Annotated in this window: 14 protein-coding genes and 4 tRNA genes; 14 read left to right on the forward strand and 4 right to left on the reverse strand. The window is 43.7% G+C overall.

Annotation, left to right across the window (positions count from 1 at the left end):
- The first annotated feature begins 104 nt into the window (after positions 1-104).
- From NO992_RS13830 to NO992_RS13850, 5 genes are all read left to right on the forward strand, one after another.
- A tRNA-Lys gene (locus NO992_RS13830) sits at positions 105-180 on the forward strand.
- Between the two features lie 154 nt (positions 181-334).
- A tRNA-Lys gene (locus NO992_RS13835) sits at positions 335-410 on the forward strand.
- Between the two features lie 154 nt (positions 411-564).
- Positions 565-640: transfer RNA gene (locus tag NO992_RS13840), tRNA-Lys, on the forward strand.
- Positions 641-773: 133 nt separating this feature from the next.
- Entirely contained in the window at positions 774-1,817 is a 1,044-nt protein-coding gene (gene nadA / locus NO992_RS13845; protein ID WP_026000839.1) for a quinolinate synthase NadA, read from the forward strand.
- An 89-nt stretch (positions 1,818-1,906) separates the two neighbouring features.
- Positions 1,907-1,997: transfer RNA gene (locus tag NO992_RS13850), tRNA-Ser, on the forward strand.
- A 347-nt stretch (positions 1,998-2,344) separates the two neighbouring features.
- Here the strand turns inward: NO992_RS13850 and NO992_RS13855 are convergent.
- On the reverse strand, positions 2,345-3,700 hold the full coding sequence (locus NO992_RS13855) for a hypothetical protein (RefSeq protein WP_371378044.1): 1,356 nt from the start codon (positions 3,698-3,700) through the stop codon (positions 2,345-2,347).
- A 270-nt stretch (positions 3,701-3,970) separates the two neighbouring features.
- Between NO992_RS13855 and NO992_RS13860 the strand changes: the two genes are divergently transcribed.
- The 3 genes from NO992_RS13860 (at position 3,971) to NO992_RS13870 (ending at position 5,921) form a co-directional block, all read left to right on the forward strand.
- Entirely contained in the window at positions 3,971-4,486 is a 516-nt protein-coding gene (locus tag NO992_RS13860; protein ID WP_371378047.1) for a hypothetical protein, read from the forward strand.
- An 82-nt stretch (positions 4,487-4,568) separates the two neighbouring features.
- Positions 4,569-4,970, forward strand: coding sequence for a hypothetical protein (locus NO992_RS13865; protein WP_371378050.1), 402 nt, complete (start codon positions 4,569-4,571; stop codon positions 4,968-4,970).
- Between the two features lie 135 nt (positions 4,971-5,105).
- The gene (locus NO992_RS13870) at positions 5,106-5,921 is read left to right on the forward strand and encodes a hypothetical protein (RefSeq protein WP_371378053.1); all 816 of its coding nucleotides are present in this window, start codon (positions 5,106-5,108) and stop codon (positions 5,919-5,921) included.
- On the opposite strand, the gene NO992_RS13875 is transcribed toward NO992_RS13870, so the two are convergent.
- Positions 5,918-6,496, reverse strand: a complete 579-nt coding sequence (locus NO992_RS13875) for a TetR/AcrR family transcriptional regulator (protein ID WP_045990613.1) — start codon at positions 6,494-6,496, stop codon at positions 5,918-5,920. The genes NO992_RS13870 and NO992_RS13875 overlap by 4 nt on opposite strands.
- Positions 6,497-6,652: 156 nt before the next feature.
- Here NO992_RS13875 and NO992_RS13880 point away from each other — a divergent pair, with 156 nt between their 5' ends.
- The 5 genes from NO992_RS13880 (at position 6,653) to recD (ending at position 17,808) form a co-directional block, all read left to right on the forward strand.
- Complete coding sequence (locus NO992_RS13880) at positions 6,653-7,693, forward strand: alkene reductase (RefSeq protein ID WP_371378056.1); 1,041 nt, start codon at positions 6,653-6,655, stop codon at positions 7,691-7,693.
- A gap of 305 nt (positions 7,694-7,998) precedes the next feature.
- Positions 7,999-9,024, forward strand: coding sequence for a GGDEF domain-containing protein (locus NO992_RS13885; RefSeq protein ID WP_017215981.1), 1,026 nt, complete (start codon positions 7,999-8,001; stop codon positions 9,022-9,024).
- A 126-nt stretch (positions 9,025-9,150) separates the two neighbouring features.
- On the forward strand, positions 9,151-12,408 hold the full coding sequence (gene recC, locus NO992_RS13890) for an exodeoxyribonuclease V subunit gamma (RefSeq protein WP_371378059.1): 3,258 nt from the start codon (positions 9,151-9,153) through the stop codon (positions 12,406-12,408).
- The gene (gene recB / locus NO992_RS13895; RefSeq protein WP_371378062.1) at positions 12,395-15,934 is read left to right on the forward strand and encodes an exodeoxyribonuclease V subunit beta; all 3,540 of its coding nucleotides are present in this window, start codon (positions 12,395-12,397) and stop codon (positions 15,932-15,934) included. Before recC ends, recB begins: the two co-directional genes overlap by 14 nt.
- Positions 15,931-17,808, forward strand: coding sequence for an exodeoxyribonuclease V subunit alpha (recD, locus tag NO992_RS13900; protein WP_371378065.1), 1,878 nt, complete (start codon positions 15,931-15,933; stop codon positions 17,806-17,808). The genes recB and recD overlap by 4 nt, the downstream gene beginning before the upstream one ends.
- 126 nt (positions 17,809-17,934) lie before the next feature.
- On the opposite strand, the gene NO992_RS13905 is transcribed toward recD, so the two are convergent.
- Together NO992_RS13905 and NO992_RS13910 are read right to left on the reverse strand one after the other, a co-directional pair.
- Complete coding sequence (locus NO992_RS13905) at positions 17,935-20,121, reverse strand: cation:dicarboxylate symporter family transporter (protein ID WP_371378068.1); 2,187 nt, start codon at positions 20,119-20,121, stop codon at positions 17,935-17,937.
- A 94-nt stretch (positions 20,122-20,215) separates the two neighbouring features.
- Positions 20,216-20,704 carry a malate synthase gene (locus NO992_RS13910; RefSeq protein WP_010379126.1) on the reverse strand — a complete coding sequence of 163 codons (489 nt, stop codon included), beginning with the start codon at positions 20,702-20,704 and terminating at the stop codon, positions 20,216-20,218.
- Between the two features lie 145 nt (positions 20,705-20,849).
- Here NO992_RS13910 and NO992_RS13915 point away from each other — a divergent pair, with 145 nt between their 5' ends.
- On the forward strand, positions 20,850-22,331 hold the full coding sequence (locus tag NO992_RS13915) for a DUF3612 domain-containing protein (RefSeq protein ID WP_045962157.1): 1,482 nt from the start codon (positions 20,850-20,852) through the stop codon (positions 22,329-22,331).
- The last annotated feature ends 304 nt before the right edge of the window (positions 22,332-22,635 follow it).

The raw sequence follows: 22,635 nt of genomic DNA on the forward strand, positions 1-22,635 counted from the left end.
GGTCATTAGCTCAGTTGGTAGAGCAGTGGACTTTTAATCCATTGGTCGATGGTTCGAGTCCATCATGACCCACCACTTATAAGCTTGCGAATTCGATTTTGAGCGGGTCATTAGCTCAGTTGGTAGAGCAGTGGACTTTTAATCCATTGGTCGATGGTTCGAGTCCATCATGACCCACCACTTAAAAGCATACGAATTCAATTATGAGCGGGTCATTAGCTCAGTTGGGTGAAAAAAGACCGAAGCAAGGCTTCGCAGCTTTTTGAACGCGAGTCAGGACGACGAGCCGGAACACCTCTTCAGGACGAATTAATGGCACTTTTAATGCTTGAGCGGGTCATTAGCTCAGTTGGTAGAGCAGTGGACTTTTAATCCATTGGTCGATGGTTCGAGTCCATCATGACCCACCACTTACAAGCATACGAATTCAATTTTGAGCGGGTCATTAGCTCAGTTGGGTGAAAAAAGAACGAAGCAAGGCTTCGCAGCTTTTTGAACGCGAGTCAGGACGACGAGTCGGAGCACCTCTTCAGGATGAATTAATGGCACTTTTAATTTTTGAGCGGGTCATTAGCTCAGTTGGTAGAGCAGTGGACTTTTAATCCATTGGTCGATGGTTCAAGTCCATCATGACCCACCATCCTCTTATTCTTCATATATTATTCAAAATACTTTCTTAAACTCGCCATTTTGAGCTAAACATTCGCTAGGATTACCCCTGTATTTTTCGTATAATTCTACCTAATTATGCAATGTGGACTAGTGGTCGAGAAATGAGTCTAGCTGAACGTATTATGCCGGAAGATTATATCTTCCCTCCAAAACCTGCCCCTCTTACCGTTGAAGAAAAAGCAGAGTATAAAGCGCGTATCAAAGCGCTATTAGTTGAAAAAAATGCGGTACTGGTTGCCCATTATTATACTGATCCTGAGATCCAAGCACTTGCTGAAGAAACTGGCGGCTGTGTTGCTGATTCATTAGAAATGGCACGGTTTGGCGCTAAGCAAGAAGACAAAGACATGATCATCGTCGCCGGCGTGCGCTTTATGGGCGAAACGGCAAAAATATTAACACCGCACAAAACTGTTGTGATGCCAACACTCGAAGCAACTTGCTCGTTGGACGTCGGTTGCCCTATCGACGAGTTCTCTGCGTTTTGCGATCAACACCCAGACAGAAAAGTGGTGGTATACGCCAATACCTCAACTGCGGTAAAAGCAAGAGCGGATTGGATTGTCACCTCTTCTTGCGCGCTTGAGATTGTTGAGCACCTTGATGAGCAAGGCGAAAAAATCATCTGGGGTCCGGATAAGCACTTAGGTTCTTATATCCAAAAGAAAACGGGTGCCGATATGATCATGTGGAACGGTGCGTGTATCGTCCATGATGAATTTAAAACCAAAGCCCTTAAAGACATGAAGCAGCTACATCCTGACGCTGCGGTACTGGTTCACCCTGAGTCTCCTGCGGAAATCGTAGACTTAGCGGATGCGGTAGGTTCAACGAGTCAGTTAATTAAAGCTGCGCAAGAAATGGATAATCAGAAGTTTATCGTTGCTACCGATCGCGGTATCTTCTACAAAATGCAGCAACTTTGCCCTGAGAAAGAGTTCTTCGAAGCACCAACCGCTGGTGAAGGCGCGACATGTCGTAGCTGTGCCCATTGCCCTTGGATGGCAATGAACGGCCTACAGGCAATTGAAGAAGCGCTTATCAGCCCACAAGGCAAAGAAGTCTTCGTTGATATGGAATTGCGTGAAGGCGCACTACGTTCGCTAAATCGCATGCTAGATTTTTCTGCATCCTTGCAGAAATAGTAGGATTAATAGACAAATAGATCCTAAAAGCAAAAAACTGCTTGATAAAGTGCGAGGCTTTTCATAGTATTAGCCCCGCAATTCAGTGCGGAGAGATGGCTGAGTGGCTTAAGGCGCACGACTGGAACTCGTGTATACGTTTATAGCGTATCGAGGGTTCGACTCCCTCTCTCTCCGCCATTCCTTCTTTATTCAAATCAATCACCTACTAAAAGCTGCTCGTACTTTTGGGGACAATTTGGGGCTATGAAAACCCTAAACTTCGTTTTTATTTCCTCAATACAGCGCATCTTAAAAAACCATTCTGGTTTACGTCATTTCTATTTAAAAATATCTTTGTTTGTGCAATTTAGCTTTAGATTATCGGCTGGAGCCGCAAACGGCATAGTCGTACGAATTTGAGTTCAGTACCCGTGATTTATCTCGACTTAAATGTCTCAGCGATATAAAGCTAAACAAACATGAGGTTGAGCGAGTTTGGCTATCTTATTTACAAAAATACGAAACGCCCACTTTAAGTTTAAAAATTACTTTTCTAAAAGCCATTCGAACCAGACTGATTTCTGAGTATCGGGGTCGGTTTGTAGGTGGAGTAGGGTATCAAATTGAGCTGGCTTGAACTCAATAGGCGGTGCTAACGTTTGAGTGTTTTGCGCCAGCGTTACACCATTTTTACGTCCTTTTTCGGTTACCTCACAGACACCGTTTTTGCATGCCACATCTGGTTCTGGAAGGGAAATACGTTCTTCAGATTGGGTAATGACATAGCGCTCGTCGATGCTATTTAGCGCGGTGAACTTTTTAAATTGCGTTGCTGAGTCACTGGTCGCAATACCGGCAGTTACCTCTGCTATATGTGCCAGAAACTGGTAGCTTCCTTGGTGAGAGAGTGCGCCAAGGCCTGGGTCTGTGATAAAAGATACAAAGCCTGCGTCCAGAGTACTGGAAGATAGTGCACCATTATTCATTAGGCGATCTATAGAGGCTTGATCTCTTTTCGTAAATCCGGCAGTGAGCTTTTGGCCTTCGGTATTAAAATGCCCCTCGTTGAAATTATTTAGTAATTTGCCGTCATCATGTCGTCGGTAGTTTCCTATGTCACTAGCAAGTTTTTGAATATAATTGAAATCTATGCCACTTTTCTCTGCATATTCATACATATCAGCCAGCATAAATCTGTCTTTATGAGTCAAGAAGTCATAGTTGCTGCGTTCTAAGTTATGTGAAGACATCCCTTCAGCGCCATTGTGCACTTTAGGTTCATTACCAGCAAACAGATCTGTAACCATTAGGCTATAGTAATGCTCAGCTTGATTGCTCATTGTATGCGCTGATAAGTTCATGTCTTGGAGCGCTGACTCGAAGTGTGACTGTGCTTGCGAAAGATAATCATCAGGGAGCATAGCTTTACCGAGTTCTGAGAATGTCTGGCTATGTGTGTATAGCGCAGCTTCAAATGATGTCATTGCATTATCATCATTGAGGGCGTTCCGCTTCAGCTCAGACAACGCTCGTTGATCAAGTGCATGCCACTTTTCGTAAGCAGCAGCCTTCTCTGCTTTTGAAAAGGTATTACTGGGATCCATGGCGATAGTCTCCAGTTGAGGTTTGGACAGTTGCTCAAACTCCCACTTAGCCGAATTAACCTCTTCTTGATTGTTCTGAGCTTGCCACGTTAAAACGTTTTTATTCTGTGGAAATGATTGCTGATTTAAACGAGCTGCGTCAATTGCCTGTTGTGCTTCTTTTAGTTTCACAGCCAATGAAGAAACAGACACCTGTGTATTGCGTGCATTGTTCTGGTTGGTATCCGTATTCGAACGATATGACTTAGCAGGCGAAGCTTTGGTTTTAGCATGCCATTGGGTATTTGATATATCCATATTGTCTGTCCCTGTGATGAGTCCGTCCTTTCTTATATGAAGGGTTAAGTAAGAATTCATTGGTAAAATAGTAGAAAGAAACACTTTTCTTCCTGTTCGTCTCCAGATAGTAGCATAATTAAGCTGCTCCGGAAGTTGACTCTGAAAGTCAAAAAAGCAGCGACACTCACCATAATTTAGACCTTAGAAAGTGCAAAAATACATAATAACTCACCTCCAACATAGAGAAAAAAGATGGAACTCAACAAAATATCAAATAAGGAATTAAAGTTGGCTCTAAAGGCCAGTGCGGCATTAGATATTGAAATCTCAGATGATGAGTATTTGCGCTGTTTTACTTATACCGAAAATTGGGTTTCTGGTATTGATATCGCGACTTATGAAAATGGGGGCGGCGACAATATTGTTATCGTGATAAAAGACGAGTCGATCCTTATCAAGGGGTTCGATCATGGATCGGGAGTTAGCCCTCATGCTCAAGAAGAGTACGGTGTATGGCCGAGGATGTACGAGGGAGCGCCAACAGAGCTGTTGGAAGTATTGAATGACGAGGCTTTCGAAATAGAAGAGGTCACGTTTTGCATTTGGCGACTTGATAATGAAGCAACTTGGTCTCAAGGAGCAGTAGAGTTTAATAATGGTGAAGATGACGGTATGAGCTGGCTTCTGTCAGCTATTCCTACGACACCAAGCGCCTTTATTGAATATGTCGAAAACTATCATAACGGTGAGTTCAACCAGCCAACGCTAGAGAAAATACATGACGTATTTGCGGCGCAAATGTAGAGTATGTCAACTAAGTTGCTGAAGGTTTTTCTACGGCAGCAAATTCTCAAAAAATGTGATGTTAGAAGATAAGGAAAGTTTAATGAGGCGAGTTAAGGTCTATTACCAACATCGTGACGGTGGCACTGAGCTCATCAATTATGAAAAAGAATTACAATCTTATCGTGAGGCTTGGAATGTAATTGATCATTACCCTTGGGACAAAGAATTGGAATTGTTCGAGGAGTTTGGTGAAGGGGGCGGGTTCTTTTTTATACTTGGCGACGAAGGCGGTAAGTGCGCCTCTTACCAATTGACACCAATAGAAAATAACCGCGGATTACTGGCTTTGGATGTTGTGTCTAAGCCTAATACTTTTGGCATCTTTGGTGGTAAATCTGTTTCCGTCGATTTTGAGCTTGTCTCAATTCCAGAGGCTAAAAATCATATTAAAGCGCTCTTTGAATACTCAATTGACTCTTTCTATGAAAAGTATCGAAAGTAACAGTGTTGTGTGAAAAGTATCCGTAGATATCAATTTCGGTGATTCATTTATCTTGGGCTTGTTCTCGTTGTATACTCTGCATTATATGTCAAACGGCTTGTGGCACGTTTCAACGGGAAATAAAAGGATGTATCAATGAATAGAATTGGTATACTAATGGGTTTGTTATTTTGTTGCAGCTATTCAATCGCTCAGCCCCAGCCGCAAGCAATCACAATTTACAATAACCCTTCTCAGGGTGTTCAAACCGAAAGCCGTGTATTTTCCTATCTGCAAAGCCAATTAACTCAGTTTGAGATTATACTGTCTGATGCCAGTGTTGACCGTGCGCTTAAAAATATTGCAGGAGGTGAAGGGGAGTGCGTTAGAAACTTAGTTGTGAATAAAGCGCGCAGTAAAACATTGCTATTTTCTGAGCCGACCACTTATTTTTTGGGGTTACAAGTTTTTGCTGCACCCTCAGTGCAATTGTTGTCTACACAAACCGAGCAAAACCTAGAGACATTGTTAACGAGTCATCCCAAATGGTTGTTGGGCGTAGAAAAAGAGCGCTCATATGGTGATATTGCCGATGCCATGATACAGCAGACGCCGCCAGATCAGCTCTACGTGAAAGAAGGCAGCGAAAACGAAGCACAAATGTATTCTATGTTGATGAGCAAGCGTTTTGAGTTGCTGCTTGAATATCCCTCGGTTATTGCATACCACGCGAAAGATGCATCAGAAAAACCCGTACCAATTGCGGTTAGTGGTTTTGCTCCATTTATTACGGGGCATATTGCTTGTCGGGATACACCCGTTACACGCGGGTTTTTAGCGGCGGTTAATTCTGTCTTGGCGGGCTTGACGGTGGACGAGCGCTTTATTAACTGGCATCTAGAATACATAGACAAGAGTTTACACGATATGTTTAAACAGCAATTTAGCCAAGCGCAAAGCCCTCGGCTTTAAACTGAGACTTCCAATAACCTATCTGCCAGTGCATTTAGGTGTGAGCTATCGCACTGCGTCGCTGCATAAGTTCGAATACCATATACAGACATAATAAAGAAACGGGCCCTCTTTGTGGCTTCATCTTCACTTAATGCTTCACTATCGGGCCAAGCTATCAAAAACTGTTGCCTGATCAGTGATTCAAATTGGTGCAAGTTAGCGCTGAGTGCCGCTTGAATTTCCGCATCCTGCTCGCCAATTTCATTAAGCGTTTTGGTGAGCAAACACACTTTCTTTGACTCGTCGCCTAAACACTCACCGACAAGATCTTGTAAGAATCGCTCAAGTGCACAGCGAAGACTGGTGCTGTTTTCGAATAGCTTTTGATAATGCACTCGTCGGTCTGCTTGATATTGATCTATGGCGGCTAATAGCAAACCTTTTTTATTTTTGAACGCACAGTAGATAGAACCCGGATGGAGTCCGGTTACTTCGGTCAGTTTGGGCATACTGGTTTTGTTGTAGCCATAAGTCATAAATGCTTGCATGGCATTTCTCAGTACGGTTTCTCTATCAAACTCTGCTGTTCTCATCGACTTCCTAAGTGCACCAAATGTGTTTAAACGTCGCCATTATACCAATACTTCACCCCTATTTTTGATAACAATGAAAAAAATGTAAAGGTTTAACTTGAATAATGATTCAAGAATCCCTATCTTGAATGTATATTCAAATATGGAGAGACACGCATGCCACAGGTACTTTTTGAAAATGTTAAGCTAAATAACACGATATCACTCAATAATCGCATCTTGATGGCGCCATTGACGCGCTGTATGGCAGACGACGATCTAGTGCCTACCGATGACATGGTGAAATACTACGCTAAGCGAGCCAAAGCAGGATTAATCATTAGTGAAGCGACGATTATTCGCCCTGATGGGCAAGGCTACCCGAATACCCCTGGTTTGTTTACACAGGCACAAATTACAGGGTGGAAAAAAGTAACAGATGCTGTACACGCTGAAGGTGGCAAAATGTTTGCGCAGTTGTGGCATGTTGGGCGTGTTGCGCACCCGTATTTTTTTGACGGAGAAGTCTTAGCACCGTCGGCTATTGGAGTTGAGGGTACGGTTCCAAGAATGCGTGAACTCACCTATCAAACCCCTAAAGCAGTAACTCAGGAAGAAATCACACAACTTGTTGCCGATTATGCCCAAGCAGCAGTAAACGCTATTGAGGCAGGTTTTGATGGAGTTGAAATACACGGTGCCAATGGTTATTTAATTGACCAGTTTTTACATTACGCTGCGAATCAGCGTACCGATGAATATGGTCAAACACCAGAAAATATGAGTCGATTTGCATTGGAAGTCACCGATGCTGTCGCCGATCGTATTGGTGCCGACAGAGTGGGTCTAAGAGTGTCACCCGGTGCTTACTTCAATATGGATGGTGACCAAAGAGACAGAGCGGTATTTGATGTCTTAATCTCGGCATTAAACAGTCGCAACTTAGCCTATCTGCACGTGGGTATCTTTGATGACGCGATGGAGTTTGAGTATTTGGGCGGCAGTGCTTCAGCTTACTTGCGTAGCATTTATAAAGGAACGTTGGTAGGTGTGGGGAGCTATACAGCTGAATCAGGTGCTGAGGCTATCCAAAACCAAAAATTTGACTTATTGGCGATTGGTAGGCCGTTCATTGCCAATCCTGATTATGTGGAGAAGGTGAAAGCCGGTCAAGCCGTGAAAGAGTACGATGAGTCTATGCTTGCAACATTAGACTAAAACCAATCCATAAGTATGGATTTAGTGGGATGCCAAACACTTAAGTTTGGCATTTTTTTGTACATTGCATAAGCTTAAAGTAGGCGTCAGTGGTAAAGCGAAAACTTTTGATGCAAAAGTTGTCATCTTTATCAATTAAGCTTGAGAGCAGTTAAGTGTTTAACCCTCAAGTATTTGCTAATTAATAATCAACTGGATTGTAGCTTATTTTTTAACATTGATAGGAATAAAGGAGTACTTTGGAGTTTATTTGTTCGCTAAGTGTGTAATAATATGCCAGCAATGCAGTTGTGAGTGCGTCGGACATGCAAGAAGATTTACTAAATTCCGTTATCAAAATAACAAAAACGAGAGACGTTGATTCTCTCGAATACAGCTTAGTGTCTACTATTCAAGAGTTCATAGGCTGTAAAGAGGTCGCTGTTTATAAGGACCTGCTCGTTCCCGGAGAGATCGCGATAGAGAGAAGCCTACTCTTAAGAAAACTGTCCGATAAGGAATTTGATTGGGAAGAGCGAAGCCTAGTTAAAGAACCGGATAAGGAATTAATTTCTTGCTTGCAGTCAGCCTGTATCATTACGGTACAAGCGAAAGATGGCACAGAGCACCGTTGGGTGCCAATCAGCCTTCAGGAAAAGCCAGTTGGTGCTATCGCAGTTGTAAGCACTGGTATGTCTAGTGCAGATCAAGTACTACTTAATGCATTTTGCCGCATTTTTGAAAATTATCTCACCATTCTTCACGAAAACGAGCGCGATAAACTCACCGGATTACTGAACCGTCAAACCTTTGAAAAGCGCTTAAAACAACTGATTGAAAAACAAGTTATCAAACAGCATAAAACGGTATGGCATGGTGATGTGCGCTCGGTGCATAAAGGCGCAACCTCATGGCTTGCAATCATGGATATCGACCACTTCAAAAAAGTAAACGATAACTACGGACATGTGTGCGGAGATGAGGTTTTACTGTTATTAGCACAGCGTATGCGCCAGTTTTTTCGTTCCACAGACTTATTATTTCGCTTCGGTGGTGAAGAATTTGTACTGGTCTTTGAGCCAACCGATTACGACTCGATAAAAGCTAAGATGGACGAGTTTATGGAGTTGGTACGAAATACCCACTTTCCATTCGTAAAAAAGCTTACCGTCAGTGTCGGAATGTCTCGCATAAGCCCATATGATTTCCCCATTACTGTGCTTGAAAATGCCGACAAGGCACTTTATTACGCCAAAGATAACGGTCGCGATATGCTTTGTTTTTACGAAGAGTTGCTGTCTGAGCATAAAATTGAAGCGCCGGAAGAGAGCTCTGATATAGATTTGTTCTAACAGTTTATCTGAGAAGCGACGGTTGTCGCTTTTCTATTCAAGCGCACTCGCATTAACCTCAATAACTACCGCTTATAGGAAGATTCAGATACACTTAACACAGCGTTAAACTGCATGGCAGACAACATGTTACACATCATCCAATCGAATCGAATGGAAATCTTGCAGGCGCAACTCTGCACACTCATAAAATCAGCACCGCTCGCTAACCCTTTTGCAAAAGAAGTGGTGTTAGTACAATCTCCTGGTATGTCTGAATGGCTCAAACTAGGCATGAGTCAGCACTTAGGAATAAGTGCACAGGTCGACTTTCCATTACCATCTAGCTTCATTTGGAAGCTATACCAAAATTTCATTGATGATGTTCCCAAGGAATCCGCTTTTAATAAAAGCAATATGACTTGGAAGCTATTTACGCTATTACCCGACTGCATTGATAAGCCTCAATATATTGCGCTTAAGCACTATTTAGGTGACGACCCGTCAGGAATTAAACTCTTTGCATTGTGTGAAAAAATTGCCGACGTTTTTGACCAATATTTAATGTACCGCCCTCAGTGGGTTGAACTTTGGGATCAGGGCCAAGATACGCTTATAGATGTGGATGTTGAAGCCATCGCCCCTTGGCAGCCTGATCTCTGGCGTCGTTTAGTCCACCATGTTGAAGCACTTGAACAAAGTCCGTATCACCGTGCCAACATGCACGATCAGTTACTGCAAGGGCTGGCCAATGCACCTGAAGGCAAACTTCCCGAGCGGATCTGTATATTTGGACTTTCGGCCATATCGACCAGTCAGCTTGATATTTTTCAAGCGCTTGGCCAAAAAACGAATGTATTTTTATTCTTTTTTAACCCCAGTGAACACTACTGGGGAGATTTAGTCGATGAGAAGACTCAAGCTAAAGTCGCTGCAAAATACGCCAAGATGCCAGAACTTGAAGCGAAAGACGGCGAGTATTACTACATTGGCAATCCACTCCTCTCTTCATGGGGAAAGCTCGGACGTGACTATTTTGAGCAATTATTGCAGCTTGATGCCAGTTGGATAGATGGATTTGATGACGCGTTTGATGACAGCCTGCTTGGCCAGGTGCAGCAAGAGATCTACCAGTTGGCATTTAAAGGAGAGTCGTTAACCGCTGATCCAAATTGGTTTGTTTCGCAGCAGGGCAAATTACCCATTATGGCCGATGATACCAGTATCGTTTTTCAGGATTGCCACACACCACTGCGTGAGGTCGAACGGCTCCATGATTATTTACTCAATCTGTTTGAACAAAATCCAAGCCTGACGCCTAAAGACATTATTGTCATGATGCCTGATGTGGGCACCTATTCGCCATTTATTAAAGCAGTGTTTGACAGCTGTGAAGATAGGCTAAGGATCCCTTATGCGATTTCCGATCTTGCAATCGAGCAAGAGCGGCCTATTTTAACGTCTTTTGTGACACTAACAGACTTACCCAATAACCGTTTTTGTGTATCGGATATTCTCGATTTGTTGGGCGTTTTGCCGATAGCCGAACAGTTTAACCTTGAAAGCCATGAGTTTGACTTAATTCGCTATTGGCTTGATCAGGTCAGTGTTAAATGGGGCTTAAATGACAGCCATAAAAGCGAATATGGTTTGCCAAAAATACCATTAAATACGTGGCAGCATGGACTCAACCGTTTGCTATTAGGGGTTGCAACAAACGACGAACAGACGCCGTTCGCATCTATTTATCCTGCTGATGAAGTCGAAGGGATGTCGGTGGCGGTACTTAACAAGCTTATCGGCTTTGTTGATGCGCTGATTTGGTTAAAGCGACAACTCAGCAGCGAAAAGACCTTAACGAACTTCGCAGCAATTCTACGTGAAGCCATGGCGCTATTTTACTCGTCAGAGTCTGAACAGAGTTGGGATTTACTTAAGCTTGAGCAGATTATAGAGAACATCGAAAAACACCATGAAAATGGCGATATTCAAGCGCCAGTCTCAGCAAAAATATTAGCGTATTTGGTCAAGCAAGGCGTTAGAGAGAAAGGGGTTGGGCAGCGCTTTTTAGCCGGAACGGTAAACTTTTGTACGCTGATGCCGATGCGTGCTATTCCATTTAAAGTGGTGTGTATGCTTGGCCTAAATGACGCGGACTATCCTCGTACCGTGCAGCCTATTGGTTTTGATTTAGTCGCACACTCCACCAGACGTAAAGGCGATCGCTCACGAAAACTAGACGACAGATACTTGTTTCTAGAAGCGTTACTCAGTGCTCGAGAAAACTTGTATATCAGTTATATTGGCCGCTCTTGCTTTAACAACGAAGCCCAAGTGCCGTCCGTTCTAGTCAGCGAATTGACTGAATATTTAGATCGCAGCTTTTATTTTGAAGATATGCCAAAGCAGTCGCTTGTTACTCGATTAACTTCACAGCTGCCATTACAACCTTTTAATCCCGAACATTTTAGAGCAGGCTCACTACAGAGCTACAATCTTACTTGGCTTTGGCAGCATAGAGCGGCGCAAGCTGATGAGACAAAACCGTTGGCACCAGTTTTAGACGCAGAAATTGAGTTTAGCGATTTGCTGCGCGGCGTGTGTGAGCCGCAAAAGTTATTTTATCAGCAAGCGCTGGGCATTAAACTCAAACCAATAGAAGCGTTAACACTTGATGAAGAGCCTTTTGCATTAGATGCATTGGAGCGCTATCAATATTTAGATGAAGTGCTGGATGCTCAGCTACAACAACAGCCCTTAAATCTTGAACAGATATTACAAAGAGGCTCGCTGCCTCAAGCAAATATTGGCAAACTACAGCTAGAGGGGATGCTCAGCCGCGTTGAACCTATGGTTAACGTATTGACCCCGTTGCTTAATGAACCAAAGGAACCTCTAGAGCTAAAACTTGGTGTTGCAGGGCATATACTGGTCGGCTGGCTTGATTGTGTGTATGACAACAGGCAAGTGTATTACCGTAGCGCTAGTATTAAAGCCAAAGATTTGATTAAAGGGTTTTTACATCATTGCGCGGCCTGTGTAATGGGGCATGAAGTCACTACTTATATTGTTGGACTAGATCAAAGCGTGCACTTTGCCGCTATTTCAAAGCCGCAAGCACAGCAATATTTGGAGCAGTGGCTGGCTTTTTATAAGCAAGCGCTGAGTGAACCTGTGGCATTTTTTCCAAGTTCTAGCATGGAATACGCCAAGACACAGGATATTAAAAAGGCGGTAAATAAATTTAAGCCGCAATATGTTGGTAGAGGAGAAGGGGAAGATCCCTATGTTCAACTATGCTTTAGCGATTTGTCAGCTCATGAAGCGCGTTTTTGTGCACTTAGCCTTACTTTGTTAACACCTATTCTTGATGCCGCCGAGGAGGTACGCCATGGAGATGCTTAATCCCATTACTATGCCTCTAAGTGGCCAAAACCTAATTGAAGCCAGTGCAGGTACGGGGAAAACTTACACCATCACCGGTTTATATCTGCGTTATTTACTCGGTTTGCGTACTTCTGATAAGCAACATGAGCCGTTAAGCGTTGAACAAATCTTAGTGGTAACTTTCACAGAAGCGGCAACACAAGAGATCAAAGACCGAGTGAGAAAACGTATTATTCAAGCTCGCGACGTGCTACTAGGTGAAGTCTGTAAAGATGAACTGATCAATGCGATTTTGGCGCAAGTTGAAGATAAAAAGCGTGCCTTTGATCTCCTTGATGCAGCTGCTAAGTCAATGGATGAGGCCGCGATATTCACCATTCACGGCTTTTGTCAAAGAATGCTGAAGCAACACGCTTTTGAGTCTAAGGTGGCATTTAACCTCGAATTTATTCTCGATGAGAGCGACTTGATTGACGCCGCGATGGCAGATCATTGGCGACGTTTTGTCTATCCGCTAGACACAGAAAAAACACAGGCTGTGATAGAGCAATTTGCTACACCTTATGCACTGGCGAAGCAAGTTAGACCCTTATTAGCAAGAGAAAATGCCGAAATTAAACCCTCTGTTTCCTTAGATGCAGTGTTTGCCGCACGTGAAAAATACCAAACACTAGCACTGTGGCTAAAGGCCGAAATAGTCAAAGCTGACTACATCAATGTGTTGAAAAACGCAGGGCTGGCAGGCAATCGGGCACCAGGGCGAAAAGCTAATCTTCAAGCTCTGGAGGATTATGTCAACGGTGAGCAGTGGTGGTTTGAGTTTGGTAGTAGTAATCATTCCTTTGGACTTTGGGGCAGTGAAAGCCTTGCCGATGTTGCTCAATATAAAAAGAATACAACGCCGCTGGAGCATGAGCTCATTCGTCACTTTGATACCTTGGCAGAGCTCCACCAATTGGTCGGGAGTGGGCTTAAAATCGCGCTGGTGCAACAAGCGGTGACCGAGGTAAGGGCTTTGCTTCACGCCCATAAAGAAGAATATGGCTTGATCTCTCCCGACGATTTACTTAAGCAGCTGTATCAAGCGCTTATGGGCGATAGTGGTGAGCGCTTAGCCGAAAAAATTGCACTGCAATATCCAGTTGCCATGATAGATGAGTTTCAGGATACCGATCCTATTCAATATGGGATCTTCAGCCGAGTTTATGCAAAGGAAAATACGGCATTAACCTTGATAGGCGACCCAAAACAAGCCATTTACGGCTTTCGCGGAGCGGATATTTTTACTTATATCGGTGCAAAGCAAGGAGTTGCGCAAAACAGGCAGTATACGCTTGCAACCAATTATCGGTCCGATAGTGACGTGGTTGCTGCAGTGAATACGATATTTACTCGCCATCCCAATAGTTTTATCTACAACAAAGATATCCCTTTCATTGAGGTGAGCGCGCAAGGTAAAGCCGAGGATGCGCAATTTACTATCGCATCTAAAAAGTCGTCAGCTCTGCGCTTTAGTGTATTACCAAATGAGGATGAAGCGCTTAACAAAAGCGCCGCGCAAGCGCGGCTAAGTCAGGCGTTCGCTGGTCGAGTTGCAGCGCTTATCGAGCAAGGGCAGTCGGGGGTTGCGAAGATTGGCGAAAACCCGGTTGTGCCAGCGGATATCTGTGTTTTAGTTCGTGACCGCATAGAAGCGAGCTTGATCAAACGAGCCTTAAATCAACTCGATATTGCCAGTGTGTACCTTGCCAGAGATAGTGTATTTAGGCAGCCGTTAGCAATTGCGTTGTATCAATTGCTTGATGTACTGCACGGGAGTTACGACGAAGCGGCGCTCAGAGGCGTGCTTGCGGGACCATTATTTTATTTAAGCAACCAAGCGCTATACGACTTGCAGTTTAATGAGCAGCAGTGGCAAGGTTATTTACAGTTATTTAGTGAGTTAACACAGCTGTGGTATCGCTCTGGTGCGATGGCGATGCTGGAACACTTATTGATAACTTGTGAGCTGCCAGTGATTTGGCAACAGAAGGGGATGGAAGTGGAGCGTTGGCTTACTGACTTCCGTCATTTAGCTGAGCTTTTACAGCATAAGCAATTAGAGCTTGATGGCACGGGTCGTGTGTTACGTTGGTTTTTATCGCAGCTAAATAACGCCCAGAGTGACAGCAGCCAAATTCGCTTGGAGAGCGATGCCAATTTGGTAAAAATTGTGACCATGCACGCATCAAAAGGTTTGGAGTATCCGATTGTCTTTATGCCATTTGCGCTTGGGTTTCGTGAGCCTGATACGTTAGTTTATCACCAAGGGGATAAGTTAGTTGTCGACCTTGAAGCCAGTGATGACGCCAAAGAAAAAGCAGAGCAAGAACGACTAGCTGAGGATATTCGCTTACTTTACGTTGCGCTGACGCGTGCGGTGCATTATTGCGAGCTTGGACTTTACGACATTCAACAAGGGCGCAGTAAAAAGTCTGCGCTGCACAAAACGGCTTTAGGATTTGCCCTGTTTGGCACGGAAACTTTCGACAGTGCCGAGGCTTGGCAAAGTGTTTTAAGCCAGTTATGTGAAGCACATGCGGCAATGGAATGTGTAAGATTAGATGAAATCACCGCGCCACAGCAAGCGATAAAAACGACGTTTGAAGACAAGCCTCTAGCTTCTTTGTCCGCGAAAACCTTCACCGGTCAGATTGAACGCCACTGGCGTACCACAAGCTTTAGCCAGCTAAGCTATCACACGCATCATGGTGATAAACCTGCAGGGGCCGTGGACGAAAACCATTTACTGGACTTACCTGAGCAACATCAAGAGCGGGAAAAAACCTCTTATACTTTTCCTAAGGGGGCCAAGCCGGGCAGCTGTTTGCACGAAATCTTTGAGCTTATAGATTTTACCGCGTCGCATTCCCCCAAAAACGAAGATAAGTATACGCTGACCGAAGCGGTCACTAAATCTTTGGATAAGTTTGGTATTGCGACCGAGTGGCAAGAGACTGCAGAGCGCTGGATAACAAGCTGTTTGGCAGCACCACTTGCGCCACATCCTCATTTACGACTTGGTGTGTTGCCACCGAACGACTGCATTGTTGAAATGGAGTTTTATTTACCACTGAAACCACTCAGTGCGGTGAAGCTGAACAAGATCCTCAGTGACATTACTGGACAAAAGTCGTTTTTAAACTTTGATGATGTGAAAGGCATGTTGAAAGGGTTTATCGACTTAATCTTCAAGTGGCAAGGACAGTTTTTTGTGCTCGATTACAAGTCCAACTACCTTGGAGATAATCCAGAAGATTATCACTACGATAACCTCAATGCCGCGATGTCGTCTCATCAGTATCATTTACAGTATATGATTTATACCGTGGCACTTCACCGCTTGTTAAAGCAGCGCCTTGTGGACTATAACCCTGAGCAGCATTTGGGCGGGAACTACTATTTGTTCTTACGCGCATTACCGGACAATCAGGGGATTTTCTTCAATCAGTTAAGCGTAGAGCAGGTGTTAGAATTAGATGCATTATTTGAGGAGTCTGTATGAGCCAGTTAAGTATGGACTTTGAGGCATTTGATCATCAGGGTTTCATAGCGCTATTGCTTGAACACAAACGAGTCGGAAAAGCCGATATCGCGCTAGCCAAGTTGTTGAATCAGCAAGGCTACGACGATCACTTCTATGTATTTTTACTATTATTAATCGCTCATGGACGTCAGCATAGTTGTTTAGAGTTAGACAATATTAATTATCAGGATCCGTTTGAGCTCAGCTACGCGGTTGCGGATGGAGCTGTAGAGTTGTCGCCATTTTCAAGCACAGGTATAGCCGTTAGCGCGCTCGCACAGCATCCTGCAATCGGTGAAGATAAGCCACTTCGGTTATACGCTAATAAGCTCTACTTGGCGAGATTAGCAAATTATGAAGCAAGGCTTGCAGGACACTTTGAAATGTTGGCAAAAGCCAATGTAACGCTGGACGAAGCAAAACTGGGTGCACTGTTGGCATCGTTTTTTCCAGCCAGTGAAGAAGACATTGATTGGCAAAAAGTAGCTTGTACACTTGCAATCATTAAGCGATTTTGTGTCATCACGGGCGGCCCCGGTACGGGAAAAACCACGACGGTCACAAAACTGCTTGCGATTTTACAATCGCTTTATAGCAGTGCGCCGTTGACCATCAAGCTAGTGGCGCCAACCGGCAAAGCCGCTGCTAGGCTCAGTGAGTCAATTATTGGCGCGAAGGCGAGGTTAAATCTGCCGCCAGCGCTTGCCGGCTTACTGCCGGAGCAGGCGCAAACTATTCATCGCTTGTTAGGCGTTATTCCTAATAGCGTGCACTATCGTCACAATCAAGATAACCCGCTGCATGTTGATGTGCTGATTGTTGACGAAGCATCCATGGTAGACTTATCACTTATGGCAAAGCTGGTGGATGCATTACCAAAACATGCACGGCTTATTTTGCTCGGCGATAAAGATCAGCTCGCATCGGTAGATACCGGTAACGTACTCAGCGACTTATGTGAAAACTTAACGCTTGGGCAAGCACCACATTACAGTCAGGCACTGAAAGCAAAGCTAGCTGAGCTGAGTAAACAAAACCTGCCTAAGTCGGGTGATACCAGCGCTGGCTTTATGTTGGAAGATAATCTGGCATTTTTACAAAAAAGTCACCGTTTTGACAGCCGAAGTGGAATTGGCCAGTTAGCATTTGCCGTAAATAGCAATAATAAGCGGCAATTAGACAGCGTGCTGAGGCAAGGTTATAGCGATATACAGCATCATGAATTAAATAGTGAAACCTACAATGCCTTAATTGCCAGAGCGGCGGAGCAATACCAGCGATACCTGCTTGCCATTCATCATGGTGAGAGTGAGGCCATAATACATAGCGAGTTTGCCAGTTATCAATTGCTTGCGGCCGTGCGAGAAGGCCCTTACGGTGTGAACGAATTAAATCGCAGAATAGAGCTTAAGCTCAGTCAAATGGGATTGGTACAACCGACAGGGCGATTTTACGTTGGTATGCCCATTATGATCACTCAAAACGATTACCAGTTGAAACTGTTTAACGGCGATATCGGGATCATTTTACGTGACGAACAGGGTGAGCTACAGGCATCATTTATTGATGAGCAGGGCAGCGTTAGGCGCTTTTATCCTGCCAGATTGCCGAGCTTTGATAGAGTGTATGTAATGACTATCCACAAATCGCAAGGCTCGGAGTTTGCTTACACGGCAATGATACTACCACCAATTCAACGTGCGCAGCAGGGGATAAACCGCCAGCTCATTTATACAGGGATCACCCGAGCTAAACAGCAGTTTGAATTGGTGGCGCAATATAAAGTATTAGTGCAGGGTATGAATCGAAGTGTGAGCCGCAGTAGTGGTTTACGAAGTCGGTTATCAAATTGATGAATTTTTTGTTAAAAACTTGTTTTATTTTATGGTTTGACTAAGGTTAAAGTGAGCTTGAAAGCTAGCTCGCCCAGTGAGTAGACTTGCCGTCAGTTAACGTGTTAACTGACGGCGTTTTTTTAATTAGAACTTCAGTTTATCAATGAGTGTGTTTGGGTCGATTTCCAGTTCATCCATTAACGACCAGCGAGTTTGCTTTTGTACACTACCTTTTCCTAAGATCCAGTAATCATATGTTTTTTCAATACGGCCATTGGTATGCTGGATAGTCAGCCACGCATTTACATAACTCAGTAGATCTTGATTGCGCTTGGCGACGGCAAATCCAACGGGGTATTTCAAGCTCGCCCCTTCCGGTACCACAACACCAAATTCAGGATAGAACATGCTCCATGCAAAGCCCGCCTCTGCGCTGATCACTAAGGCGTCATATTTTTCTGGGTGCTTAAAATAGCTTTGCAAATTGTTAATACTGGACACTTTTACCTTAGGGTTTTGCTGCGCCAATTGTTTGAGTAGTGGAGCATATTCAACGTGAGCTAAATTCAGCTTATCAAGCGTAAGTAGGGCTGACTTGTCAGCAAACTTCTTTAAATCATGATCTTTGGCCAAGAGCGCTAGTTGCAGTTCCAATACCTTGTCACTAAAGCGCACGCTTTGTAAGTCGGCAATATTAATTTCAAGGCCGGACATTGCAATGTCGAAATATCCTTTGTTGAGATACTCTGCCAGTTGTGGTTTTTTAAAAGGAATAAACTCGATTTTAACCCCAAGGTCGGATGCGAGCCTATGTGCTAGGCTGACATCAAAACCCACTAATTGGTCTTTTTGATTAAAGTAACTAAATGGCACATTATCGATAAGATATCCTACACGCAGCAGGTTACGTTTTTTAATCACATCGATATTCGTCAGAGACAGCTCACCACTTTGGTATGCTTTAGGGACATAGCTAAGCACATGAGCAGGGACGGTATCCGAGATCACCATATTAGCTATGGCCTCATCGGCCGATTTAGTTTGCTTACCGAGATAATTATTTGCCGTAAAACTCAACAGCATAAATGCTGGGAGTAATGCAGATAATAGCGTTAAGTAATAAACTGAACGTACGCGTTTTAGGTGTAATTGTCTACGGTTAATAAAAATACATAAAAACACAAATGCGAAGATATATACCACAGTGGTCGGTGAAACCACTTTCGCGGTGAGTACCGACATCGATAAATATAACTGATAAGTATCAGCCGGGACACGCAAGGTATCGAGCAAATAGGGAATCGCGATATGTACGTTTGCAAAGTAACTTAGCATCGCTGATAAAGACACATTAGGAATTTGTTCGATGCCGATTTGGTTGCCGGTAAGCCATGCTGCAAAAGAGACAAAAATGAGGGTAGTAAGCTTTCCTAAACTCGGGAAGGTATAAGCGATAGGCACTAACACCTCAGCGATGTGATCAGAGCTTTCGTCGCTTTGCTTAATTCTGCGTAAATGATCTTTGATCCCCTCGGTGATCACCGGCAATACAATGAAAACGTTTCCGGTACTAAATGCGGTGATCCAAGCATTGCGCATAACCATGATGAGGTCGCGGTATTTAACAGGGGTGAGTGCGGCAACAAGCATAGGTAGTAGTACTAACATCAAATACATGCCGACACATAAAACGACAACCCAGTACACTTGCAATTCAGACAGTTCTTCTGCGCTCATGGTGCCTGCGGTGCTTGCTGTCATCGCAAAAATACCAATAGGGAAGATGGCAATGATCTTCTTGGAAATAACTGACAGACCTTGACCAACGACTTCTAACACATCGAGTAAACGGTTTTTCTTTTGATTAGAAATAAGCGCCATACCTAGCGCAATACAAAATATGACTAAGGCCGGTACATTACCTTCTGCCATAGAAGCAAATGGATTAGAGGGAATATAATGTTTAACGAAGTCTACTTCGGGAGCCGCGGCGACCAGTGCAGGGGAGAAAAAGGTCCCGGCATCATGCGCTGGTAATGTCATAATAAAGCACCAGATCACAGCAAGACCTACCACCCAAATGGAGATCATGACTAGCGCTGCTTTTGCAAGAATGCTTTTAACTTGTTCGGGATTAAACTTGCCTAAACCCACGATAAGACTGACGACAATATAAGGGAGAATGGTGATTTGCATCAGGTTTACAAAACCTGTACCGATAGGTTTTAAAAATGATAACCGTTCACCGAAAACTAAACCCGCAAAAATGCCAAGTATGAGCGCCCAAAGCATCCAGTTAATGTTTTTTAGAAAATTAAGCAATTTGGTCATGTGCTCAGTCGAAAAAAGAGCGGTATTTTAATTAGCTTAGCTTAAAACTTACTGAATGTTTGAGCGATTTGATTACAAATTATCGAGTGTTTACTCAAAGTTCATAATCATCCCCATTTTTGGCACGATAACAGGCTTTACCTGCTGGTTGTTGCACGCCGTGATAAAAGCTCATCCACAGTTTTTGTAGTTGGGTTTTAGTCTTTTTACCAACCACAGATGCCAGTGGTGTTTCGACGATAATATCTTCAATATGGGCGCTATCAAATTGGCCGAGCATTCCGGTGCGATTGAAAGTAATTTCAATATGTAAGCCATCGTCTTGTTTTAACAAAATAGCCTCCGGAGTTTCACGGTGACCGCAAAGCGCGACGAATTGGCTACAATTTTTTAAACCACAATGGGTGCCGTTGGCAAAAAACGCAAGCAGGTGATTGTAGTAAACCACATAGTCTGTCACCTCCATGTGTGAGCCAAACTCTAAAGGACATTGTTCATCAAGATACTGTTTTGCCAGCATTGACTGTTGCGCTTTTGTATCGTCAATTGGTTGCTCTGTATGCGGTTGTAATTGCGCTGCCATGATCCACCTCACTTATTCATGTTGTCATAAATTGGGAAATATATTCTGGTTGTTTCGTGTACATTTTGAGTGTAAGTTAAATATTCAAATAATTTCACAAAAAGAATTTCACAGTGTGAATTTCACAAAAACGGAGTGTGAAATCATGGCAAAAGTTGCAAGCTTAATTAGAAAGTCTCACTTTTTGGGTACTAAAATAAGAAATCTAAGAAAGCGTAACCATTTGACTTTAGAAGACTTATCGGCTCGATGCGTTAAGCAAGATCCGGCCAGCGCGCCTTCCGTTTCCTACCTATCAATGATTGAAAGAGGCCAGCGTACGCCAAGCGAAGCGATGCTCGAAAACTTCTCTACTGTATTTCAAAAGCCGATTGAGTGGTTTTTAGATAGTCAACCAGAAGCGCCGGAGATTGCGCCAGATAAAGGCAATTTCGGTGGGATAGTGGGGATGGCTTTAGAGCCCAACTTTCTATTTGCCAAAGAGATATTACAAATTGCGATCCCAGAAATGCTATCCCAAGCGGGGATCAGTGGTAGGCAGTTTGCACACCTTTTGATCCGTGCCCACCAAGAGCACCATCAAAACCACTTTCCTGATTTAGAGCGAGCAGCCGATGAAGTAGGAGGTAAAAATCTCTATCTCAGCTGTGATGACCTAATGGCAATTTTGATAGCAAAAGGTCGCAAAGTGGAGTGGTTTGAGCAATCTTCGCCTGACGGAGAGGGAATGATCACTTCTTATTTCAAAGAGCCAAACATGGTGTTTATAAATCGCGCGTTGCACGCACATCCCGCGAGAATGAAATACGATTTAGCTGTTCATATTGGCCATGCCGTGCTTCACAATAGTGAAGGTTTAGAATGTGTACTCACTACTGGAGAAAGTCGTAAAAGTAACGATAATCCCGATCATGATACTCCAAATGCCCAAGATATTTTGAGCGCGTGGCAGGATTTTGAATCGAGCTTCTTTGCAGGGGCTTTATTGTGTCCCCGTACACCATTTCGGCAGTTACTCGAAAGCCGAGGTTACGATGTACGCGTCCATGAGCAACTTGGTATTTCTGCTTCCGTCGCAATGCGCAGAATGACATCGGTTTCACCTTATCCACATTGGCATTATTTTGATGCTTATCAAGCCGGTAAACTCAAGGCGGTGTATCGGGGCAATGGCATTCCTTTACCTTGGGGCAATATGCGTAGCGTTGCCGATCCGTGTCAGCACTGGGCCGTATTTCGTAAATTTCATGATGATAGTAATAGTGCCAGTGCTCAGCTTTCAATCCTGAATGTTAATGGCAAACCGCGTCTGTATTGCTGTGAGTCAGTAAAAATCGTTGATGTTGCGAATCGTCCAAGAGTGCTGTGCGCGGGTCTCGATCTCAATCCTGCTATTAATGCACAAGGGATTGATGCTGATGCCTTGATTGGAGAGTTGCAACAAGCTTGTATTAGCCATGGTGGCGCGAGCGTGGTGCCCTATCATATGAAAACCCAATTACTCCGTGTTGCCAAGATTTTAAATATCCAGTGGATTGAAAGAGGGCTTGAGGGCTCTGTTCGGGTGATTTGTACTCGAGGAAAAAGCTGTCCAAGAAAGCCGAGTTGTTATGTCGAGAGTCCGTAATTGACGTCACTCGATGATTGTTTTGTTGAGTTTTTGATAATAAAAGTTGAAAAGGTACGCGTTGCATGCCATATTTTTTAAGCGGATTGTTTACATCTGCTTAATACTCATTCTTTTAACTATCACCTAGGAGACGTAAATGTTCATCTACAACAAACAACGCCCTAGTGATCTGCATGAATGTTCCGTTAATTACCACTTGAGTGAGTGGTTCGACGAATAGCCACACCTGAATTTCAATTCTATTCCCACCGACAAGTTGTTGGGTGGGTTTTATCACGTTCCGTATCAATGCGAATGTAAA

It is taken from the genome of Pseudoalteromonas sp. DY56-GL79 (assembly GCF_041414765.1).
GTDB lineage: Bacteria > Pseudomonadota > Gammaproteobacteria > Enterobacterales > Alteromonadaceae > Pseudoalteromonas > Pseudoalteromonas piscicida.